Genomic DNA, 20,582 nt, shown 5'->3' with positions numbered 1-20,582 from the left:
ACACCAATAAGCAAAATGAGGTTCCTAACACAATGCCAACAACTTTTTTTACTCGTTCTATTTTTCGGTTGTTCATCAGAGCAATCCTCTAAAGTTATTTATAAAAACTTTACAGATGAGGTAGAAGTACAGCAAAATTTATCTTTTACATTTAGTAATGAGACTAGAGAAATAAAAACAGATGAATGGGTAAATACACCTTACATTACAATAAAACCGGAAGTTAAAGGAAAGTTTAGATGGTCTGCTAAAAACACATTAGTATTCTCTCCAGAAATAGGTTTTAAACCATCTACAAAATATGTGCTGCAGTTATCAAGTAATGAATTAAGTAAAGAAGGGATTGTTTTATCATCGGATGAGCTTATTTATTCTTTTACAACTCCTGTATTAAAAGTGGTAAATAAGCAAGTGAGTTGGGCGTTAGGTAATCATAATAAGCCCGTTCCTCATATTAGTATCGAGTTTAATTACCCTGTTGATAGTGATGAACTTTCAAAACTTTTAAAAGTTACAAATGGTATTCAAGCATTAAAGTTTGAAAAGAATAGTAATAGTATAAATCATAAAGTAGTTTATACTCTTTTAGATTATAATAGTGAAAAAGATACTTCAATTAAATTATCTATAAATAAAGGTCTTAACACAAAGAATGGTAGTATAACGATGCCTTCTTATACATCAGAACTAATAGTACCTAAGAAACAAAAATTTGATATTACATCTATAGAAGCAAAAGTAGTAGGAGGAAGTAATGTTATACTGATCAATACAAATCAAGGTATTTATAGAGAGAAAAATATTAAATCATTAATTAAAGTATCACCTAAGGTATCTTTTGAAGTTGAGGAAAAGGAAAATGGAATTCAACTAGTTGGAGGTTTTAGATCTGGTCAGGATTATAATGTTACAATTTCAGCTAAATTAAAAGGTGTTTTTAGAACTCCTTTAGAGAAAGAATACAAAGAAAATGTTGTTTTTGGTGAATTGACTCCGAGTATTTCTTTTGTAGACAAAAAGTCAATTTATCTTTCAAATAAAGGCAAAAAAGAAGTTGACTTAAGAATAGTCAATGTACCAGAGATAGATATCAAAATATTTAAGATCTATAAAAACAATTTATTATCGTTTTTTGATAATAACAGCAACTACCAAGAAAGTGATTATTATTATTACGGTCCTCAATATTATAAATTAGGAGATGAAGTATTTTCTAGATCAAAAGTTTCTGTTAGAGATTTAGAAACAGTTGGTATTAATCAAGTATTATCACTAGATTTTTTAGATGAAAATAAGTTTGAGGGAGTATATGTAATTGAATTAAGAAGCTCTGAAAAAAGATATTTAGCGGTACATAAACTTTTAAGTATATCAGACATTGGTTTAATAGTTAAAGAAGGGAAAAATAGTGCTTTAGTTTATGCTAATTCAATCGCTGATGCGTCTGCTTTATCAGGAGTAGAGGTAACTTTAGTAAGTAGAAATAATCAAGAAGTTTATACTCAAAAAACAGGTAGTGATGGTGTTGCGAAATTTGATGATTTAGCAAAAAATGCGAAGGGGTTTGATATAAAGATGGTATATGCTAAAAACGGTTCAGACTTCAATTATATAAACTACGATCAAACACGAATAAGTACAGCTAGATTTAATGTAGGTGGTTTACGATTAAATAGTACTGGTATGATGACCTATATTTATGGTGATCGTAACTTATATAGACCTGGAGAAACAGTTTATTTTAAAACAATAACAAGAGATTATAACTGGAACCCTGCCCCAAATCAACCAATAAAAGTTAAGGTATTCTTACCAGATGGTAATGAATTAATATCAAGAAGAGCTACTTTAAATGATCAAGGGACTTATGAAGGGAGTGTAAAACTGATGGATGCTGGTGTAACAGGTGCTTATAGAATAGAGGTTAGTACAGCAAATGATATTGTTTTAGCATCTCATAAAATATCTGTAGAAGACTTTATGCCAGATCGTATTAAGGTTGCAGTAGAAACATCTAAAAAACAAATAAGTAATAACGATAAATTTTCATTAAATGGTAAAGCTGTAAACCTTTTTGGTCCCCCTGCAGCAGATAGAAATTATGAAGTTGATTTATCACTTAGTAGAAAAGCAATTCTTCCAAAAGATTACAAAGAGTATAATTTTACATTAAATGGTAGAGTTGATTTATCTTATTTAGATCATTTAAGACAAGGAAAAACAGATGTAGAAGGCTTATTTAAAGAAGAATTTTCTATAGATGATAAATATGAAAATAGTGGTTTACTTGAAGCTAAAATTTATACCACAGTTTTTGATGAATCTGGAAGACCTGTTAGAAGATTAACCAAAATAGAAATTCCAACACAGCAATATTTTATTGGTATTAAGAACGATGATTGGTATGTGAAAACAAAAAGTAAGGTTAAACTGCCAATTATAGCTGTGAATAAAAATATGAAAGTAGCTAATAACGCTAAAGTTATTGTTAAACTTATACGTTATGAGTGGCAGTCTGTAATGGAAAGTACATACAATGGACGTTATAGATATGTATCAAGAAAAAAAGCTATTCCTGTTTCTACTAAAAATATAAATATATCTGGCGAAAAGGCATACTTCTCATTTATTCCTGAAATTTCTGGCGAATATGAAGTTCAAATAAAATTACCTGGAGCAAGTAATTATGTAAATAAACGCTATTACGCTTATGGATGGGGTGAGACCACTAATTCAGCATTTGAAGTTGATAAAGAAGGTAGAGTTACCATTGAGCCAGAAAAAACAGTTTATAATATTGGAGACAAAGCAAAAGTCTTATTCAAAACACCTTTTAAAGGAAAAATGCTTGTTACTATTGAGCAGGATGAAGTAGTATCATATCAAATTATAAATACTGATAATAAGTCAGCATCTATAGAAATTCCAATAGAAGATGAGCATCTACCAAACATATTTATTACAGCAACTTTAATTAAAGGAGCGAAAGACAATGCTTTACCTTTAACTGTGGCACATGGCTTTGTACCATTAAAAGTAACATCACCAAAAAGAAAAATAGACCTGAGAATAGATGCACCTACAAATAGTCGTTCTAGAAAATCTCAAACTATAGAAGTTACATCTGGTAATGGAGAAGAAGATATTGAAGTTACAGTAGCTGTTGTTGATGAAGGAATATTACAGATAAAGAATTATATAACACCTAATCCGTTTAATTTCTTTTACCAGAATAGAGCACTGAATGTTGAAACTTACAACATTTACCCTAAGATGATGCAGTTTAAACAGCAAGCCAATAGCTTTGGTTCTGATATGGCTAATTTAGGAGCAAGAGCTAATCCTATGATTAATAATAGAGTAAATCTTGTAGCCTATTGGAGCGGAACATTAAAAACTGATGATGATGGAAAAGTGAAGTTTACAGTTGATATTCCTGAGTTTTCTGGTGAGTTGAGAGTAATGGCTGTAGCAATAAAAGGTAATGCTTTTGGTACTGCAGAAACGAAGATGAAAGTTAAAGATCCTTTAGTTATAAGTACTTCTTTACCTCGCTTTTTAAGCCCTAAAGATAAAAATGAGGCAAGTATTATGTTAGCAAACACAACAGATAAGTCTGTTGATGTAAAAACATCTTTAGCAATTGAAGGGGCACTGTCTGTAGAAAATACTCAACTAGAAACGGTAAAAATACCAGCTAATTCTGAGAAAATAATCAACTTTACTTTAAAAGCAGATAATACAATTGGTACAGGTAAAGTAACAGTAATTGCACATGCATTAAATGAAGATTTTATTTCTGAAACGAATATTAATGTACGTCCTTCTACATCTTTACTAAAATCAAGTGGTGAAAATGTAATTCAAGCTAATCAGTCTAAATCTATAGATTTAAAAGAAGATTATATTAAATCTTCAATTAAAGGAAAACTATGGTTGAGTAAATCACCAATGATGCAATTTGCGAAAAGCCTGAACTATCTAATTAGATATCCTTATGGGTGTGTTGAACAAACTACATCGGCAGTATTTCCTCAGTTATATTTAGGAGATTTAGCCAATACATTAAATAAAGGTATTCATTCTAATAAGTCTGATTTCTATATTAATGAAGCAATAAGAAAACTTCAAAGTATGCAGATGTATAATGGAGGTTTGTCTTATTGGCAAGGAGGATCATATGTAAGTTATTATGGATCTGCTTATGCAGCACACTTTTTATTAGAAGCAAAAAATAAAGGGTATGAAGTAGATCAAAAAGTAGTAAATAAGTTATTAGATTATCTTCTACAAAATGTAAAGAAAAAGAATAAAGTAACATATACTTATTACAATAGTAGAAACGAAAGAACTTCTAGAACTTATGCAGATAAAACTACATTTTATGCTTTGTATATCTTAGCAGAAGCGGGTAAGGCAGATATACCTACAATGAATTATTATAAGAAAAATAGTTCTTTAGTACCAAAAGATTCAAAGTATGTTTTAGCAGCTTCTTATTTAAGAGTTGGAGACCAAAAAAGTTATCGCCTATTATTACCAAAATCTTTTGGAGTAAGTAAGTCTGAGTCAGAATTTGGTGGTAGTTTTTCATCATTTATAAGAGACCAAGCATTGGCTTTAAATGTATTATTAAGTACTGACCCTAAGAATGCTCAAATTGGAGTGTTATCAAAAGAGTTGACAGAGTCTATGAAAAGTAAAGAGTGGATGTCAACTCAAGAAAGAGCTTTTGGCTTATTAGCTTTAGGTAAATTAGCACAGAAAGCATCTGCTCAGAATGTAAAAGCAGTTATTTTAGCAGATGGAAATACAGTAGCTGAATTTGATAATGATGACCTTTCACTTACTAAAGAAGTTCTAGGGAGAGAAATAGTTATTAAAGTAACCGGAAATGGGCAACTTTATTATTTTTGGGAGATTGAAGGTTTAAACGCATCAGGAAGATACCCTGAAGAAGATAAAAAGTTAAAAGTTAGAAGAACATATTATGATAGAGACGGAAAAGCTTTATCTACATCTTCATTTAAGCAAAATGATTTAATTATAGTAGGTATTACTTTACAATCTGATGGAAGGAATATAGAAAATGTTGTAGTAACAGACATGTTACCAGCAGGTTTTGAAATCGAAAATCCAAGATTAGGAGATGTACCAGGCATGGGTTGGACTAAATCTAAAGCAAGTATTCCTCAGCATGTAGATTTTAGAGACGACCGTGTACACTTCTTTACAACAGCAAATAAAAAGGTAAAAACATATTTTTATGTAGTGAGAGCTGTAAGTAAAGGAACATTTAAAGTAGGTCCTGTTAGTGCTGATGCAATGTATAACGGAGCTTATCATTCTTATAATGGAGCAAGAACAATAGTAGTTGAATAAAAAATTTAATCATATAGAAAATAAAAAGAGTAGAGTAGTGGTAATAACTACTCTACTTTTACTTTTTACAGGCAATTTATTTGGCCAAGAAACATATACTTTAGAATGGGAATTGGTAGACGATAATATTCATCATTCTATTCGTAAACAATTTCAACCTAATTCATTTAAAGATTCTTTAGAATTAAAACTAGCCGCTAAAAATAAAGTGACCCAACTTTCAGAATTTGGCTACTTACTTACATCTGTTGACACAATCCTTAAAAAAGAGAGTAGTTATAAATATGTAGTATTTATCGGGCCAAAACTTGAGGTAATGACTGTTGATACTAAAGCAGTAAATATGCAAGTATTAAAGGGAAGGTATTGGAAAGGAAATGGAGTTAATAAAGAAGTTCGAACTACGGAATTATCAAAAGCAAAAGATCAGATAATTAGATATTATGAAGATAGAGGTTACCCTTTTGCTTCTACTTGGATTGATTCGATATCCTTTAATAACAATAATAAATTACAAGGAGTACTTAAAGTAAACTTAGGAGACCCTGTAGTTTTTGATACGTTGATTGTAAAAAAAACTGCACCATTAGGTGTACATAAAAAATTTTTTGAAGCATATTTAGGTTTAAAAAAAGGTGAAGTTTTTAGACAAAGAAATGTTGATAGAGCTGAAGTAATTTTAAAGGAAACACCTTATTTAAAACTAAAAAAATCGCCAAAAGTAGTATTTGAATATGGTAAAGCAATGGTAGAAATGCCAATTGAAAAACGTAAGGCAAGTAGAGCAGATGGTATGTTAGGTTTTGCTCCTAATTCTGATGAAGAAGGAGGATTACTACTAACAGGACAAGTACTTTTAGATTTAAGAAACCCATTTGGAACAGGAAAAAAATTTTATATAGATTGGAAAAAGCCGGATAATGATTCGCAATGGTTTAATGCTAGATATGAGCACCCCAGAATATTTAGATCTAGATTTGATTTTGGCTATTCAATAAATTTACAAAAGCAGGATTCTACATTTTTAATGGTAAATAATGGAATTGATTTTAGTAGAAAAGTATCAATAAGAGGAGAAATTAAATTAGGTGCAAATTGGGAATCTAGTCGTTTACTTAGAGAAATATCTGAACAAGAAGCAGACACTTTAAATGATACAAAAACTACAACATATTCTGTAGGGTATAAATGGCAAAATTTAGATGATCCTTTAGCTCCAAGAAGGGGTATTCGTTGGAAAGGAACATTTAGTGGAGGACAACGAACTATAATCTATAACCCATCCTTTGATCAAGATATTTATGAAGGAATACAACCTAACTCTGCAGTTATAAAATGGCAATTTGATGCAGAATATTATTTTGGAATGACAAAGTGGTTAGATGGTTATCTAAAAATAGATGCTGCCCAAATGATAGGAGATCATTTTTATAAAAACGAATTATATAGAATAGGTGGATTTAGAAGTTTAAGAGGTTTTAACGAAGGAGAACTTTATGTAGACCGATACGCTATTTTTACTGCAGAACCTAGAATAAATATTGGTGGAACATCATTCATTTTCTTGTTTGCAGATATTGCAATTACTGGAGATGGGGATGTAGTTGATTTACCGCTTGGTATAGGGGCAGGAGTAAATATAGAAACCCGTTCTGGTGACTTTTCTATAGCATATGCCCTTGGTCGAACAGATGAAATTGCTCTTAACATGGATTTAGCTAAAATACATTTTGGATTTATTGGTAAATTTTAGTTTAACAAAAAGGTTGGTTTTTAAGATATTTTGCAATTTTCTTTAGTAACTATTAATACTCACTGTGAAATAATCAAAAATATAAAGAGCTAATAATCAGTATTTAAGAACGTTTATCTACATTAGATCAATATAACTCTATTCAATTTTCATAAACTATGTGTCTATATAGTACATAGTTGACTTAAGGTAAATCAGTTCTGCAAGAGTAGTGTCAAATTAAATAATAAAGAAGTCTCTTTATTTTAATGTAGAAACTGAAATATTGATTTTTTTAATCCTGTAAAGGATAAAACGTAACTTAAATCCATCATGTTTCAAGACGAAGATTTAATCGAAGGCTGTAAAAACGGCGATAAACGAATCCAGAGAAGACTCTACGAACAATACAGTAGTGCGCTAATGTCTGTAGCTTGTAGATATTCCAGAACAGAAGAAGATGCAAGAGACATTGTACAAGAATCGTTTATTAAGATTTTTAAAAAAATTGGAACTTTTAGAAATGAATCATCTTTAAAACATTGGATGAGAAGAATTGTAGTGAATACTGCAATTAACTTTCAGAGGTCTAAATTATACTTATATCCTATGATGGATGTAAACGATATGTATGACCTGAAAGAAGAAGCAATGGCGTTAAACGATTATAGCTTTCAAGAGTTATTAAATCTTCTACAGCGTTTACCTGATGGTTGTCGGGTAATCTTTAACTTATATGCTATTGAAGGTTATAAGCATAAAGAAATTGCAGAAATGACGGGTGTTACAGAAGGTACTTCTAAATCTCAATTTTCGAGAGCAAGAAAATTACTTAAGGCAATGATTGAAGAATCTGAAATTGAAAGATATTGTTATGCAAAAGAAAGAGGATAATTACGGAGATTTTGAAAAAGTGTGGAAAGATGCATTTCAAAATGAAAGTGTTGCTCCACCTGCAGACTTATGGGATTCAATAGAAGAAGAAATTGATGGTTTTAATAAAAAGAAAAGCTATCATACTTTTCTTCGTTCTGTTGCTGCAATGATTACAGTTGGTTTACTGACAAGTTTTTTAGTAAAATATGATATGCCTAGAGAGGAATCTTTTGCAGGTATTAAAGTTATTACTAATGATAAAAAAATTGAAACAGCATCAGTATTACCAGTAAATATTTTAGAAGGTGTACCTTCTAAAAAAATATCGATTGTAGAAAATATATCAAAAATTGATTTTACAGATAAAATGAATGATATACCTTCTAGAAAGATAGTAACTGAGACTAAAAAAGTAATTGATAATGATGAAGAAACATCAGAATATGTTTACCACGAATTAGGTAGAATTGAAAGAGAAAAAACTGATATACAAAATGATTTAGCTTTAAATTCAAGTTATAATCAGAATTTGATTTCGGCAGGGACAGTATCAGGAAATAAAAGAAAGAAGCAAAACTATATTGGTGTAAATATAGAAATGCAGTCAATTGATCCAAATCTAAAAGTAAATGATCAATTAATATCGAATACTGCAATTGCACCAGTTATAGGTATTGAAGGTGGAGTAAAATTTAATAAAGGACAGTTTTTAGCTCTAGGAGTAAAGTTCACAGATCTACTTTATACTGTAAATCATAATGATAATTCAGGAGAAATAGCTCAAAAAGTATTATCTATACCTGTAAAAGTTGGATATGCTTTTGAAAAAGAAAAGTGGTCTTTAGGTGTACATGCAGCAGCAGTCACAAATGTTTTACTTCAGCATAAAACAACAAATGATACTTTAATAAATGGAAGTGATCTATCTACTGTTTCCTTAACCGCTCAAGTAGGAGCGGAACTAAATTATAAGTTATCAGAAAAATATTCTGTAAAGCTAGGAACATCTTATGGAATGTCTTTAACAGATCAGAGTACAAATGAAGATATATCTTTAACACCTAAAGCATACGCTGTAAGTATGGGTTTAAAATATAATATTATTTAGAAGGTTCTGTCTAGTCCGTCCATAGCGTTACAGATTTAGACCTATTATATATTGATAGCATCGAGTGTAGACTCGGTGCTATTTTTACTTTTATAAGTTCTCATTTTTATTTCACTTTGCTGATGCATCTCAACAGGTGTCTTCATATAATTACTCCAATGAGGCCTTTCATTATTGTAAATATATACAGATTCTCTAATAAATTTATTCATTAAATCGAGATCATTAATTTTTATTCCTAAAATAAATTCTTGCTTAAGAATTCCGTTTATTCTTTCTGCTACCGCATTTTGATAAGGATCGTAAGATTCCGTCATCGAGCACAATACTTTATTTTCCTGAAGATGTCGTTGATACTCGTGACTACAATATTGTAATCCTCTATCTGAATGGTGTATCATTGGTAAATCAACATAGTTTCTATTTTTCAGTGCTTCTTTTAATGCTGCAATAGCTCCATTTGCATTCAAACTATCTGATACATTTAACCCCATTATTTTCTTAGAATAGGCATCTGTTACTAAGGATAGATACATTGGGTTACTTCGCTCACCTATGTAAGTTATATCAGAAACTAATACTTGTTCAGGTCTATTTATTTCCAAATGCTCAATAAGGTTTTTATGCTTTTTAAACCTGTGATGAGAATTTGTAGTGACATGATATTGTTTTTTAGGCTTGATATCGAGTCGATTAGCCCTCATGATATCAAAAAGCTTATCTCTACCTACATTTAGTAATTGCAATTCAGGAAGAAGTAATTGATATAATTTCCTTGTCCCTATTTTAGTTTGTTTCAAACGAATTCTTTTCACTAAGTCTACTACTTTAGATGCAATACTATTATTCTTTTTTACTTTTCTTTTCGAACGATAATAAATTTGTCGATTTAACCCAAGCAATTCACAAGTCGGTTTGACTCCTATTTTTTCTTCTTTTTTGAATTGGTCAACTGCTTGGGTAAAGACTTTTTTCTAATAGGAATATTAAACTCATCCTCAGCAATATCGATCATCATATCAAAGAAAATTGCTTTTTTATCTGTTACGTAGAGTTGTTTTTCTAAAGAAGCTTTTTGCTTCTCTAATAATAGAACCTTTTGTTCTAGCTCCAATAATTTTTGTTCTGGTGTCTTTCCCATTTTTAAATCAGATTTATTATCCCAATCTAAATTACCATACTTTCTTATCCAAGTACGGATGGTACCATGACCTTGTATTCCATATTTAAGTCTTGCTGCCGTTATACCTATTTCCCCTCGTTCCACTTCATCTACAACTTGTAATTTAAAAGAGTAGCTGTAATCTTTTTGTGTACGTTTAGTGTACTGATATTCTTGATCTTCATTCATAATGTTACGTTTTGTGTAACACTAATTCAGGACGAGACATTCTTTTAAGAAAAAGAAAAGGCTATCAAAATGATAGCCTTTTTTTAAGAGTTTAATTTATTAAAATCAATTAGACTCGTCGTTGTCAATCGCCTTTTTAGCGAATTCCAATATATTTTTAATAGACCTAATACTAGGTTCTTTTTCAATTTTATCTAAAGCATTTTTTGTAGTAGTCCCATCTTTTAGGAATTTTTTACACGTAGCATCTGTTGAGATAATTTTTTTATCATCAAGTGATAAAGACTCTTCGTTATATAATTGAAGAATTACCTTATTAAGAAGAGATTCTTTGTGTGGATGTTTTTTGTCTAACTGCATTAGTAGAATTTTCGCTTTGTTGCTCCATCATTTTGCGAAGATTGATGAGGGCGTAACGCATTCTACCCAATGCAGTATTAATACTAACACCAGTAGAATCAGCAATTTCTTGGAAACTCATTTGCATATAATGACGCATCACTAATACTTCCCTTTGAGTATCTGGTAAACGATCTACCAAATTTCTTACGTTATCTTGAGTTTCTTTTTGAATTTTCTTATCCTCAAAAGAATGTTCAGAGAATTCTAAAGTATCAAAAACACTACTACCATCTTCCATGACTATAGTAGGGTAACGCTTTTGTTTACGGAAGTAATCAATAGCCATATTATGTGCTATGCGAGAAATCCAAGGCATAAATTTACCTTCCTCATTATACTTACCTGCTCTGATCATTTTTATTGCTTTAATAAATGTATCTTGCAATAAATCTTCAGCTACATATTCGTCTTTTACAATAAGTAGAATACTTGTAAATAGCTTGTTTTTGTATTTATTCAATAGTTGTTCAAAAGCAATTTCGCTACCGTTAAGGTATTGAGATATTAATTCTTGGTCAGATAGTATATATTGTTTCATGCTTCGCGTATTTAAAACGTTAATTCAAAGTACTTTATTATACAGTTCAATAATTAATTTGTAAAAATGTACAAATTACACTCTTAGGAAATAATGAAGTACTTTATCATAAATTCCTTGTTTGTAAATATTTGAATTTATTAAGAAATTAAAAATTGCTTCATCTAACTATATAGTGTGTTCATCGAAAAAAAGATGCTATTCGTCTAAATAGGCTATTAACAAGGTGTTTTGACTTCTTAAAAGTCAATAAAATATTGATTTAATTTAATTATTCATAAAAATGACTACTTAGTCATAATGTTTACAAATATTAGAATAGTACAATTTATGTCTGATAAAATTTCTAAAGAACATTTTAAATTTATGCAATTAGCTCTAGCAGAAGCTCAAAAAGCATTTGAAGAAGATGAAATACCAGTAGGAGCATTAGTAGTAGCAAATGGTAAGATAATAGGTAAAGGATATAACCAAACAGAAAAACTAAATGATCCCACTGCACATGCAGAAATGCTTGCAATTACTGCAGCTACAAATTATTTAGGATCAAGACATCTATCAGATTGTACTTTATATGTAACATTAGAGCCTTGTGCAATGTGTGCTGGTGCAATTTTTTGGGCACAGCTAGGTCAAATAGTTTATGGAGCACCAGATGATAAAAGGGGGTTTAGAGCTTATTCAAATAAATTAGCACACCCAAAGTCAAAATATATAACAGGAATCCTTGAGGAAGAATGTCATAATTTATTAATGAGCTTCTTTAAACGATTAAGAGAGAAAAGAAAAAAATAATGGAAAAGGAAATAATAGAACGAGTAGAAAAATTATTAGATCAAGATCAATTTGATCAATTAGGAGAGGTACTTCAACCATTTTTAGAAAAAGACCCTAAAGCAAAAGAACTTTTAGGATTAAGCTTTTTAAAACAATGGAAAAATGAAGAAGCTGAAGAAATATTCGAAACGTTAAAGAATGAGTTTCCAAATAATGCTGATTACTATTACTATTATGGTGCTAGTTTAGGTCAGCAGGCAAAAGGAGCTAATATGTTTAAGTTGATCCAGATTGCTCCAAAATCAAAAGAAGCTTTTGAGAAAGCTATAGAATTAGATAATCAACACGTTCCAGCATATTGGGGTTTATTGAGATATTACGGCAATGCTCCTGCAATGTTTGGAGGATACCCAAAAGGAAAAGAGCTAGCAGATGCATTAGCATCATTTAATAAAAAAGAAGCAGAAGATGCATATAATTTTTTAAATGATAAATTTGGTGAGCAATAAAAAATTATAAAATGTTAAACAAATGGTTGATAGGGTAAAACTCATCAACCATTTAGTATTTAAACCCGTTAATAATCTTAAATATTCGCATTATTTAAATTATGATGTGTAATATTCATATATTAGTTTACTCTTAAAAAAACTAAAATGGAATTACTGGAAGACTCTCTGAAACTAATCAACTTACCGTATACTTTTCTTCTTTTTTTATGCTTACTATACTGGTTAAATGTATTTGTAGGTTTTATAACTCCAGACTTTATTGATTTACAATTTGAAGGTGATGTAGATGTCGATTTAGATATTGATGATGTCAGTTTTAGTTCATCAGTTTGGGCATCTTCTGCACAATTCCTATACCTAGGCACTGTTCCGATAATGATTATAATTACTGTATTGTCTACTTTGATGTGGGTGTTTTCTGTTTTAGGAAATCATTATTTAGGAAATGAATCAGTTATATATGCTGTAGTAGCATTTTTACCAATTTTATTTTTATCAATATTCTTAACTCGATTTTTTGCTTATCCTTTTTCAATTTTATTTAAAAAATTAAATGAGGAAGAGGATAGAACTATAATCGGGAAAGTAAGTAAAGTTATTTTAGCTACAAGCCATAATAGAAAAGGTCAGGCTTCTGTAAGAGTAGGAAAAGCTGAGCAAAAAATTTATATAAAATCTTCAAATAACGAGAATATCTCTAAAGGAGAAGAAGCGTTAATTTTGGAATACGATAATTCTGAAAAATGTTATTTGGTTCAACCAATATCCGAATAAAACTTAATTTCTTAATTTTTAATTAACTAGACTATTATTTCATGGATTCACAAATGTTACTGGCAGTGATGGGCATTGTCGCAGTTCTTATTTTTGGAACATTAGGTTCAATTATTAGTTTTTACAAAAAAGTACCTCAAGGTAAAGCCTTAGTAAGAACAGGTATGGGAGGTCTAAGAGTTATCACTCAAGGTGGCCTTGTAATTCCTATTATCCATAAGGCAGAAAGAATGGATGTTTCTTTAAAAAGTATCGAAATCAGTAGAGAGGGGAAACAGGGACTGATATGTCAAGATAATCTACGTGCAGATATTCGAGTGGTATTCTTTATTCGTGTAAATAACCAAGAAGAAGATATTGCAACAGTTGCACAAACAGTTGGCTGTGAAAGAGCATCAGATACAGAATTATTATTCTCGCTTTTTGAAGCTAAGTTCTCTGAAGCATTAAAAACAATTGGTAAACGTTTTGATTTTATTGAATTGTACACTTCTCGTGAAAAAATGAAACAAGAAGTTATTGATATTATCGGAACAGATTTAAATGGGTATGTTTTAGATGATTGTGCAATAGATTATTTGGAGCAAACTAAAATTGAGTATTTAGATCCAGATAATATTTTAGATGCGGAAGGCATTAAGAAGATTATTGATTTAACAGCAAATCAAAAAATTCAGGCTAACCTTATTAAAAATGATGAAGAAAAAAAGATCAAAAAACAAGATGTTGAAAAGATTGAAGCTGTTCTTATTCTAGATAAACAAAAAGCCGAAGCTGAAGAAAGACAGAAAAGAGAAATTGAAACTCTTCGTGCAAGAGAGGAATCTGTAACGGAAACGGTTGTTCAGGAAGAAAGGTTAAAAGCAGAAAAAGCGAAACTTCATGTTGATGAAGAACTTGAAATTCAAGAAAAAAATAAAGAACGAGAAATATTAGTAGCTAGTAAAAATATAGAGAAGACTGAAGCGTTAGAAAATGAAAAAATTGATAGAGAACAGAAGTTAGCCCAAACTGAAAAAGATAAGATTGTAGAGTTAGCCGTTATTGCAAAAGAGAAATCTCTAGAAGAACAAAAAAGGGATATTCAAGATGTAATAAAAGAACGTATTGCAGTTCAGAAATCTGTAGTAGAAGAGGAAGAAAGAATCAAAGATACACAAGCATTTTCTGAAGCTCAGCGTGTGAAAAAAGTAGCAATTACTTTGGCAGAACAAAAAGCAGAAGAAAGCTTAATGGCTGAATTAAAAGCAGCTGAAGCAGCAAAAGAAGCTTCTAAATTACAAGCAGAGCAAAAGAAAATTGAAGCAGCAGCAGATTTTGAAACTTCTAATCAGAAAGCAGCTGCAATTAAAACTTTAGCAGAAGCAAAAGTAAAAGAACAAGCAACAGAAGGGTTTGCAGAAGCTCAGGTATCTGAAGCTAAATCTTTAGCAAAAGAAAAAGAAGCATTAGCAGAAGCTCAGTTTATTGCAACAACTTCCGAAGCTCAAGCTACTGCAAATAGACAATTAGGTGAAGCTGAAGCAGAAGTATTGCGTAAGAAAATGATTGCTGAAGCAGAAGGTATGGAGCAGAAATCTAAATCAATTGAATTAGAAGGTTTAGCAGAAGCAAAAGTATTAGAACAAAAAGCACTTATAGAAGCACAGAGAATTGAAGCGGAAGCTAAAGCGGCACAACATATGGATGGTGCAATTTTAGAGTTAGAGAAGTTTAAACTTCAATTAAATCAAGAGAAAGATTTATCATTGGCTAAATTCGAAATGCAACAAGAGTTAACTAAAGCCCAAGCTACAGTTATGGCTGAAGCTGTGAAGAGTAGTGATATTCGTATTGTAGGTGGAGAAACTCAAGTATATGATAGAATTATTAAGTCAATATCTATGGGCGATGCCGTTGATTCTTTCTTTGAAACGAGTTCTGTGGCTACAGAAGTAAAAGAAAATTTATTAGATGATTCTGACGGAAAAAATATTATTGGTAAAGTAAGAGGTTATATAGATCAATTTGGTATCTCTACAGAAGATATCAAAAATCTTAGTGTTGCTGGATTATTAAGTAAAATGAAGGTAATGGCACAAGATGATCAATCTAAAACTTGGTTAGATAGTGCTTTATTAACTGCAGAGAAATCTGGTATTGCAAATGTTGCAGCAGGAACACTATTAAACTAAATAATTACTTTCTTTAGAGTTACTTCTTTTACCCAAAAGAGGTAACTCTATTTTTCTCCTAAAATTCCAACCCTCATGCTTGAAAACGGAACATACGAACTTCTTCAAAAAAGACTACAAGAAAGCAGCAGTGAACTCCAAAACTCTTTAGATGCATTAAATACACTAAGGAAAGATTTATTTGGTTCAATTGAGATTGGATTAATAGCATCAGATAGATTGATGACAGAAAATAATTGTACAGCAAGGGATATGATTCCTATTGGTAATACATTTATTTTTGGTTATAACGTTCAACTTGGTTTAAGAACTGAGATGACTTTATCAGATGTATTTAGCATTTATTCTTATAAGGACGAATCTCATTCTTTCCATGCGGAACCATTAAATCTTATAAATGATAAACAATTTATAAAAGATTTTAGAGAGCTCTATCAATACAATAAAGACACAAAGTTTACTCAATTTTTTAAAATTGGGAATAGCTTGTTTATGCTGTTTCAAATAAGCGATCGTGTTGGAGATATCAAGGCATTTAAGTGGAGTGTAGAGAATGAATCTCTTAAATATGTAGATGCCAGGAGTGAACATGAAGTTAAGTTTCCTTCTCAACATGAATTTGAATGGGTTAAAACAAAGAGAGAAGATTTTAGAGAGGGATTACATCCTCATGTTTCTATAAATGATAAGGTATTTGTAGAAACTGTAGGGGGAGATCTAACAATTAAAATTGAAGATAATACTTCTGAAGGTGAAGGTATTTTAGCTGAAGAGGTAGATGAAAAAGATCAAAGATTAGAAGATGGAGATATTCATTTTGCTGACTTAGGTAATTTAATTTTATTGAAAGTACTTCCGTATAGAGAGAAAGTATGGCGTTATTTTATTTATAACGATAAACTTAAAACAGCATTACGGGTTAATGCTATATCAAATGCTTGTATCCTTTTACCTGAGGAACAAGGTGTCATTTTTTCAAATGGTTATTATCTACAAAATGGTGAGTACAAGATATTTGAAAAAATTGAGCATGATTGGGTATTTAAGAAAAAGATAGTAGCCCCAAATGGAGAAGACTACCTCTTCGTATTCTATCAAAGAGACACAGGAGAGTATGTATTATTATCTTATAATGTTATTGAACAAACAGTTCAGCCTCCTTTAAAATGTAATGGGTATTCATTATTTAAGAATGGAGAATTGGTTTATTTTAAATCTGATAATGAACCAAGAAAAACACATACATTACAAATTCTTCAATCTCCATTTGTAGATCCAGATGCTGTTCAAATACAAAGTACAAAAGAACATTTTTTAATAAATGTTGGGAATAAAGAAGTTGTAAAGGCAATGGCACAGATGAAGAGTATACATGTACTTTGTAATAAGCCAGATAGCTACCTTGGTTTATATTCTGATATTCTTCATGAGACTACAAGTACTTTAGATATTTACACTTGGCTAGAACGAGAAGATGTAGGTAAATTATCTACTCCTTTATTATCGATTCAAAATACTGCTGGTGCTGCAATAGAAGAGTATGAAAAAGTAAATAGACAACGTAAAAATGCAGAAGAAGAAGAAACTGCATTTAATACAGAGTGTATTAAGATAACTAGAGAAACAGATAGGGAAACCTATAAAGATATAACAGGTTTTGTAAAGGCTCTTGCAACTTTAAGAGCCTTAAGAGGAAAAGCTGTAGGCTTAAAAGAGGTTAGATATATTTCTATTGAACCACTAGAAGAGTGGGAAGTTAAATTAAAAGAGCAGACACAAAAATTAGGAGAACGCTGTACACGTTTTCTTTTAGGAGAAGATGCTTTAAATGCATTTGTTTCTAAAATTGGTGAAATAAGAAAGGCATTAGAAACTATAGATAAAACTGTAGATATTGATGAAGCAATAGAAGAGTTAGCAACAATAGGTAAGGAGTTAGAATTACTTATTGAAACAGTTTCTAATTTAAATATCAAAGACCCAACGCAAACTGCAGAAATAATAAATAGAATTTCTAATCTGTTTTCGTCGTTAAATAGTGTAAAAGCCCAATCTAAAGAGAAAAAGACACAATTATCTAAAGCTGAAGCAAATGCAGAATTTACAGCTCAATTTAGATTATTGGAACAATCAGTATCTAGTTTTTTAGATATAGCAAATAGCCCAGAAGAATGTGAAGAGTACCTAAGTAAATTATCTGCTCAAATAGAAGAGTTAGAAGGTAAATTCTCTGAACATGATTCTTTTGCTGAGCAATTAGAAATAAAAAGAGAAGAAGTTGCGAGTGCATTTGAAAATAAGAAAATTCAATTAGAAGAGGTACGTAATCGTAAATCAATACGTTTACGAAATTCTGCTGATAGAATGATTCAATCAATTTTATCAAAAGCAAAAAAGATTGAAAAGGAAGATCAATTGATAGCTTACTTCTCAACGGATTTATTAATTGAAAAATTAAGAGATACATCAACTAAATTATCTGAAATAGGAGAGACTTCTAAAGCGGAAGAAGTTTTAGGAGCATTAAAAAATGCACAGAAAGAAGCTGTAAGACAATTACGAGACCGATCAGAATTAAATGTTGATGGTCCTGGATTTATTAGGTTTGGTAAACATTCTTTCGCTGTAAGTCAACAAGAATTAAATGCAACTATTGTAGAAAGGAAAGGGAATCTGTTTTACCATTTAACAGGAACAGATTTTTTTACAGAAGTACAAAATACAGCGTTAGAGAGTACACAAGATGTGTGGACAATGTCAATTCCTTCAGAGTCTTCATCTGTTTATAGAGCAGAATATTTGGCTTATGTTTTTGTAAATCAAAAATATGGAGGCAATACATCAATTATTCAATCTTTATCAAAAGAACAATTAGATAAAGAGGTGTTAGAATATATGAGTAAAGCATTAAATGAAGGGTATTTAAAAGGAGTACATGATGTTGATGCTGTAAAAATTATTCAAGCATATTCTGCATTAAATTTATCTTTAAAAACTTTATGTTACGATACTAAAACAAGAGCGTTAGCTCAATTGGTTTGGTTAAAAGAATTACCTAAAGAAGAAAAAGAAAGAATAAATCAGTGGTCTACAGGCTTTTCGCTATTTAAACAAGCTTTTTTAGAAAAAGTTGACCCATCATCAATATTAAAATATATAATCCCATATAGTAATATTGTTCTTGAAAAATTAAATATTCAAGATGATATTAATGCAACAGATATAGCACTTTGCTTAATTGATTTAATTTCAGAGTCTAATTTTAGTGTAAGTGCAGAAGCAGACTATTTAAAAGAGGAATTCAATAGGTTATTGATTTCTAAAAATCTTGTTGAACCATTTAAAAATAATATTCAAAGATTATCTAAAGACTGGGATCAACTGATTACATTTTTAGATATTGGATGGGAAACACTATTTAAATCAACAGCATTTAAAGGGGAAGTTGCTAAATATACCCAATATACCTTAGAAGCAAGTTTACTTTTAGTAGATACTTTTAATGCAGAAAGACAAGTAGTATCAATAAACCATACTGAATCTATAACTGGCTTATTAGGAGATCATACATTAATTAATAATGGAGAGTATGTTTTAAATTATCATGACTTCTCTAAACGTATTAAAAAACATCTTAGAAAAGACCTTCCTTTGTTTAATACATATATTGAACAAAGAGGAAAAGTGTTATCCGAATTTAAAAAAGATATTAAATTAACATCTTTCGAACCTAAAGTATTATCATCTTTTGTAAGAAACAGATTGATTAATGATGTCTATTTACCATTAATTGGAGAAAACCTTTCTAAACAAATTGGAGCTTCAGGAAAGAAAAAGAGAACAGATTTAATGGGTTTGTTGCTATTAATATCTCCTCCAGGGTATGGTAAAACAACATTAATGGAGTATGTAGCCAATAGACTAGGGCTTATTTTTATGAAAATAAATGGACCATCAATTGGACATCAAGTATTGTCTTTAGATCCAGAAGAAGCTCCTAATGCAACTGCAAGAGAAGAATTAGAAAAACTAGGTTTAGCTTTAGAAATGGGTAATAATGTAATGCTTTATTTAGATGACATCCAACATTGTAATCCAGAATTTTTACAAAAATTTATTTCTTTGTGCGATGGTCAACGTAAAATAGAAGGTGTATATAATGGTGATACCAAAACATATGATTTGAGAGGTAAAAGGTTTTGTGTTATTATGGCAGGAAATCCATATACAGAATCAGGTGATAAGTTTCAAATTCCTGATATGTTAGCAAATAGAGCTGATACTTATAATTTGGGTGAAGTGATAGGAAGTACTCAAACAGCATTTGAATTAAGCTATATCGAAAACTGTCTTACGTCAAATCAATTTATATCTCAATGGACTAACTATCCTAAAAAAGACCTGTATCAACTTATTTCATCTATAAAAAATGATAGTCTTTCAACATTAGAGTTAGAAGTAAATTTATCTACAGATGAAAAGGAAGAAAGTATAAAAGTATTTAAACAATTACTTTATGTACAAGATGTAATTCTAAAAGTAAATCAGAATTATGTTTCCTCAGCTGCTCAAGATGATGATTATAGAATTGAACCTCCATTTAAATTGCAAGGTTCATATCGTAATATGAATAAATTAGCAGAAAAGGTATCTCCAATAATGAATGATACTGAATTAAAGGATCTTGTTATTTCTCATTACGAAAATGAATCGCAAACATTGACTAGTGCTGCCGAAGAAAACCTCTTAAAATTTAAAGAATCGTTAGAAATTTTAACAGAGGAGGAGTTTAATCGATGGGAAGAAATCAAACAGACTTTTAGGAAGAAAAATAATTTAAAAGTTCTAGGAGATCAGAAAGGTGAAAAAATGTTGACTCATTTATCTGATATTTCTGGAGCTATTAAATCACTTAAAAAAGAAATGATTTACGTTGTGAAGTAATTAAGGTTAAAA

Annotated in this window: 13 protein-coding genes; 9 read left to right on the top strand and 4 right to left on the bottom strand. The window is 30.4% G+C overall.

The annotated features are described in order from the left end of the window. Nucleotides 1-15 precede the first annotated feature (15 nt). The 4 genes from KM029_RS12460 to KM029_RS12445 all read left to right on the top strand — a co-directional run bounded on the left by KM029_RS12460 (nt 16) and on the right by KM029_RS12445 (nt 9,098). Nucleotides 16-5,382: an alpha-2-macroglobulin family protein gene (locus tag KM029_RS12460; protein ID WP_144073582.1), complete on the top strand. Its 5,367-nt coding sequence runs from the start codon at nt 16-18 to the stop codon at nt 5,380-5,382. After that, nucleotides 5,375-7,135: a BamA/TamA family outer membrane protein gene (locus KM029_RS12455; RefSeq protein WP_144073581.1), complete on the top strand. Its 1,761-nt coding sequence runs from the start codon at nt 5,375-5,377 to the stop codon at nt 7,133-7,135. The genes KM029_RS12460 and KM029_RS12455 overlap by 8 nt, the downstream gene beginning before the upstream one ends. Before the next feature lie 312 nt (nt 7,136-7,447). After that, nucleotides 7,448-8,008, top strand: coding sequence for an RNA polymerase sigma factor (locus tag KM029_RS12450; protein ID WP_144073580.1), 561 nt, complete (start codon nt 7,448-7,450; stop codon nt 8,006-8,008). After that, nucleotides 7,989-9,098 (top strand): outer membrane beta-barrel protein, encoded by a 1,110-nt coding sequence (locus KM029_RS12445; RefSeq protein ID WP_144073579.1) that lies wholly within the window; start codon nt 7,989-7,991, stop codon nt 9,096-9,098. The genes KM029_RS12450 and KM029_RS12445 overlap by 20 nt, the downstream gene beginning before the upstream one ends. Before the next feature lie 44 nt (nt 9,099-9,142). Here KM029_RS12445 and KM029_RS12440 read toward each other — a convergent pair whose 3' ends face one another. The 4 genes from KM029_RS12440 to KM029_RS12425 form a co-directional block, all read right to left on the bottom strand. Further along, complete coding sequence (locus KM029_RS12440) at nt 9,143-10,000, bottom strand: IS3 family transposase (RefSeq protein ID WP_205125414.1); 858 nt, start codon at nt 9,998-10,000, stop codon at nt 9,143-9,145. Between the two features lie 20 nt (nt 10,001-10,020). Further along, nucleotides 10,021-10,449 carry a transposase gene (locus KM029_RS12435; RefSeq protein ID WP_205125428.1) on the bottom strand — a complete coding sequence of 143 codons (429 nt, stop codon included), beginning with the start codon at nt 10,447-10,449 and terminating at the stop codon, nt 10,021-10,023. A 105-nt stretch (nt 10,450-10,554) separates the two neighbouring features. Next, complete coding sequence (locus tag KM029_RS12430) at nt 10,555-10,809, bottom strand: hypothetical protein (RefSeq protein ID WP_144073578.1); 255 nt, start codon at nt 10,807-10,809, stop codon at nt 10,555-10,557. Next, a complete protein-coding gene (locus KM029_RS12425; RefSeq protein WP_144073577.1) occupies nt 10,766-11,389 on the bottom strand; it encodes an RNA polymerase sigma factor in 624 nt (207 codons plus the stop codon). The genes KM029_RS12430 and KM029_RS12425 overlap by 44 nt, the downstream gene beginning before the upstream one ends. Before the next feature lie 300 nt (nt 11,390-11,689). Between KM029_RS12425 and KM029_RS12420 the strand changes: the two genes are divergently transcribed. From KM029_RS12420 to KM029_RS12400, 5 genes are all read left to right on the top strand, one after another. After that, the gene (locus KM029_RS12420) at nt 11,690-12,184 is read left to right on the top strand and encodes a nucleoside deaminase (protein ID WP_144073576.1); all 495 of its coding nucleotides are present in this window, start codon (nt 11,690-11,692) and stop codon (nt 12,182-12,184) included. Continuing rightward, nucleotides 12,184-12,675, top strand: coding sequence for a tetratricopeptide repeat protein (locus KM029_RS12415; RefSeq protein ID WP_144073575.1), 492 nt, complete (start codon nt 12,184-12,186; stop codon nt 12,673-12,675). Before KM029_RS12420 ends, KM029_RS12415 begins: the two co-directional genes overlap by 1 nt. 147 nt (nt 12,676-12,822) lie before the next feature. Continuing rightward, the gene (locus KM029_RS12410; protein ID WP_144073574.1) at nt 12,823-13,452 is read left to right on the top strand and encodes an OB-fold-containig protein; all 630 of its coding nucleotides are present in this window, start codon (nt 12,823-12,825) and stop codon (nt 13,450-13,452) included. 41 nt (nt 13,453-13,493) lie between these two features. Then, nucleotides 13,494-15,626 carry a flotillin family protein gene (locus KM029_RS12405; protein WP_144073573.1) on the top strand — a complete coding sequence of 711 codons (2,133 nt, stop codon included), beginning with the start codon at nt 13,494-13,496 and terminating at the stop codon, nt 15,624-15,626. 75 nt (nt 15,627-15,701) lie between these two features. Next, a complete protein-coding gene (locus KM029_RS12400; RefSeq protein ID WP_144073572.1) occupies nt 15,702-20,570 on the top strand; it encodes a DNA repair ATPase in 4,869 nt (1,622 codons plus the stop codon). Nucleotides 20,571-20,582: the final 12 nt, after the last annotated feature.

This window comes from Flammeovirga kamogawensis, from assembly GCF_018736065.1.
GTDB lineage: Bacteria > Bacteroidota > Bacteroidia > Cytophagales > Flammeovirgaceae > Flammeovirga > Flammeovirga kamogawensis.
The sequence above is the reverse complement of the archived record's forward strand: the minus strand, read 5'-3'. Positions and strand labels throughout refer to the sequence as shown.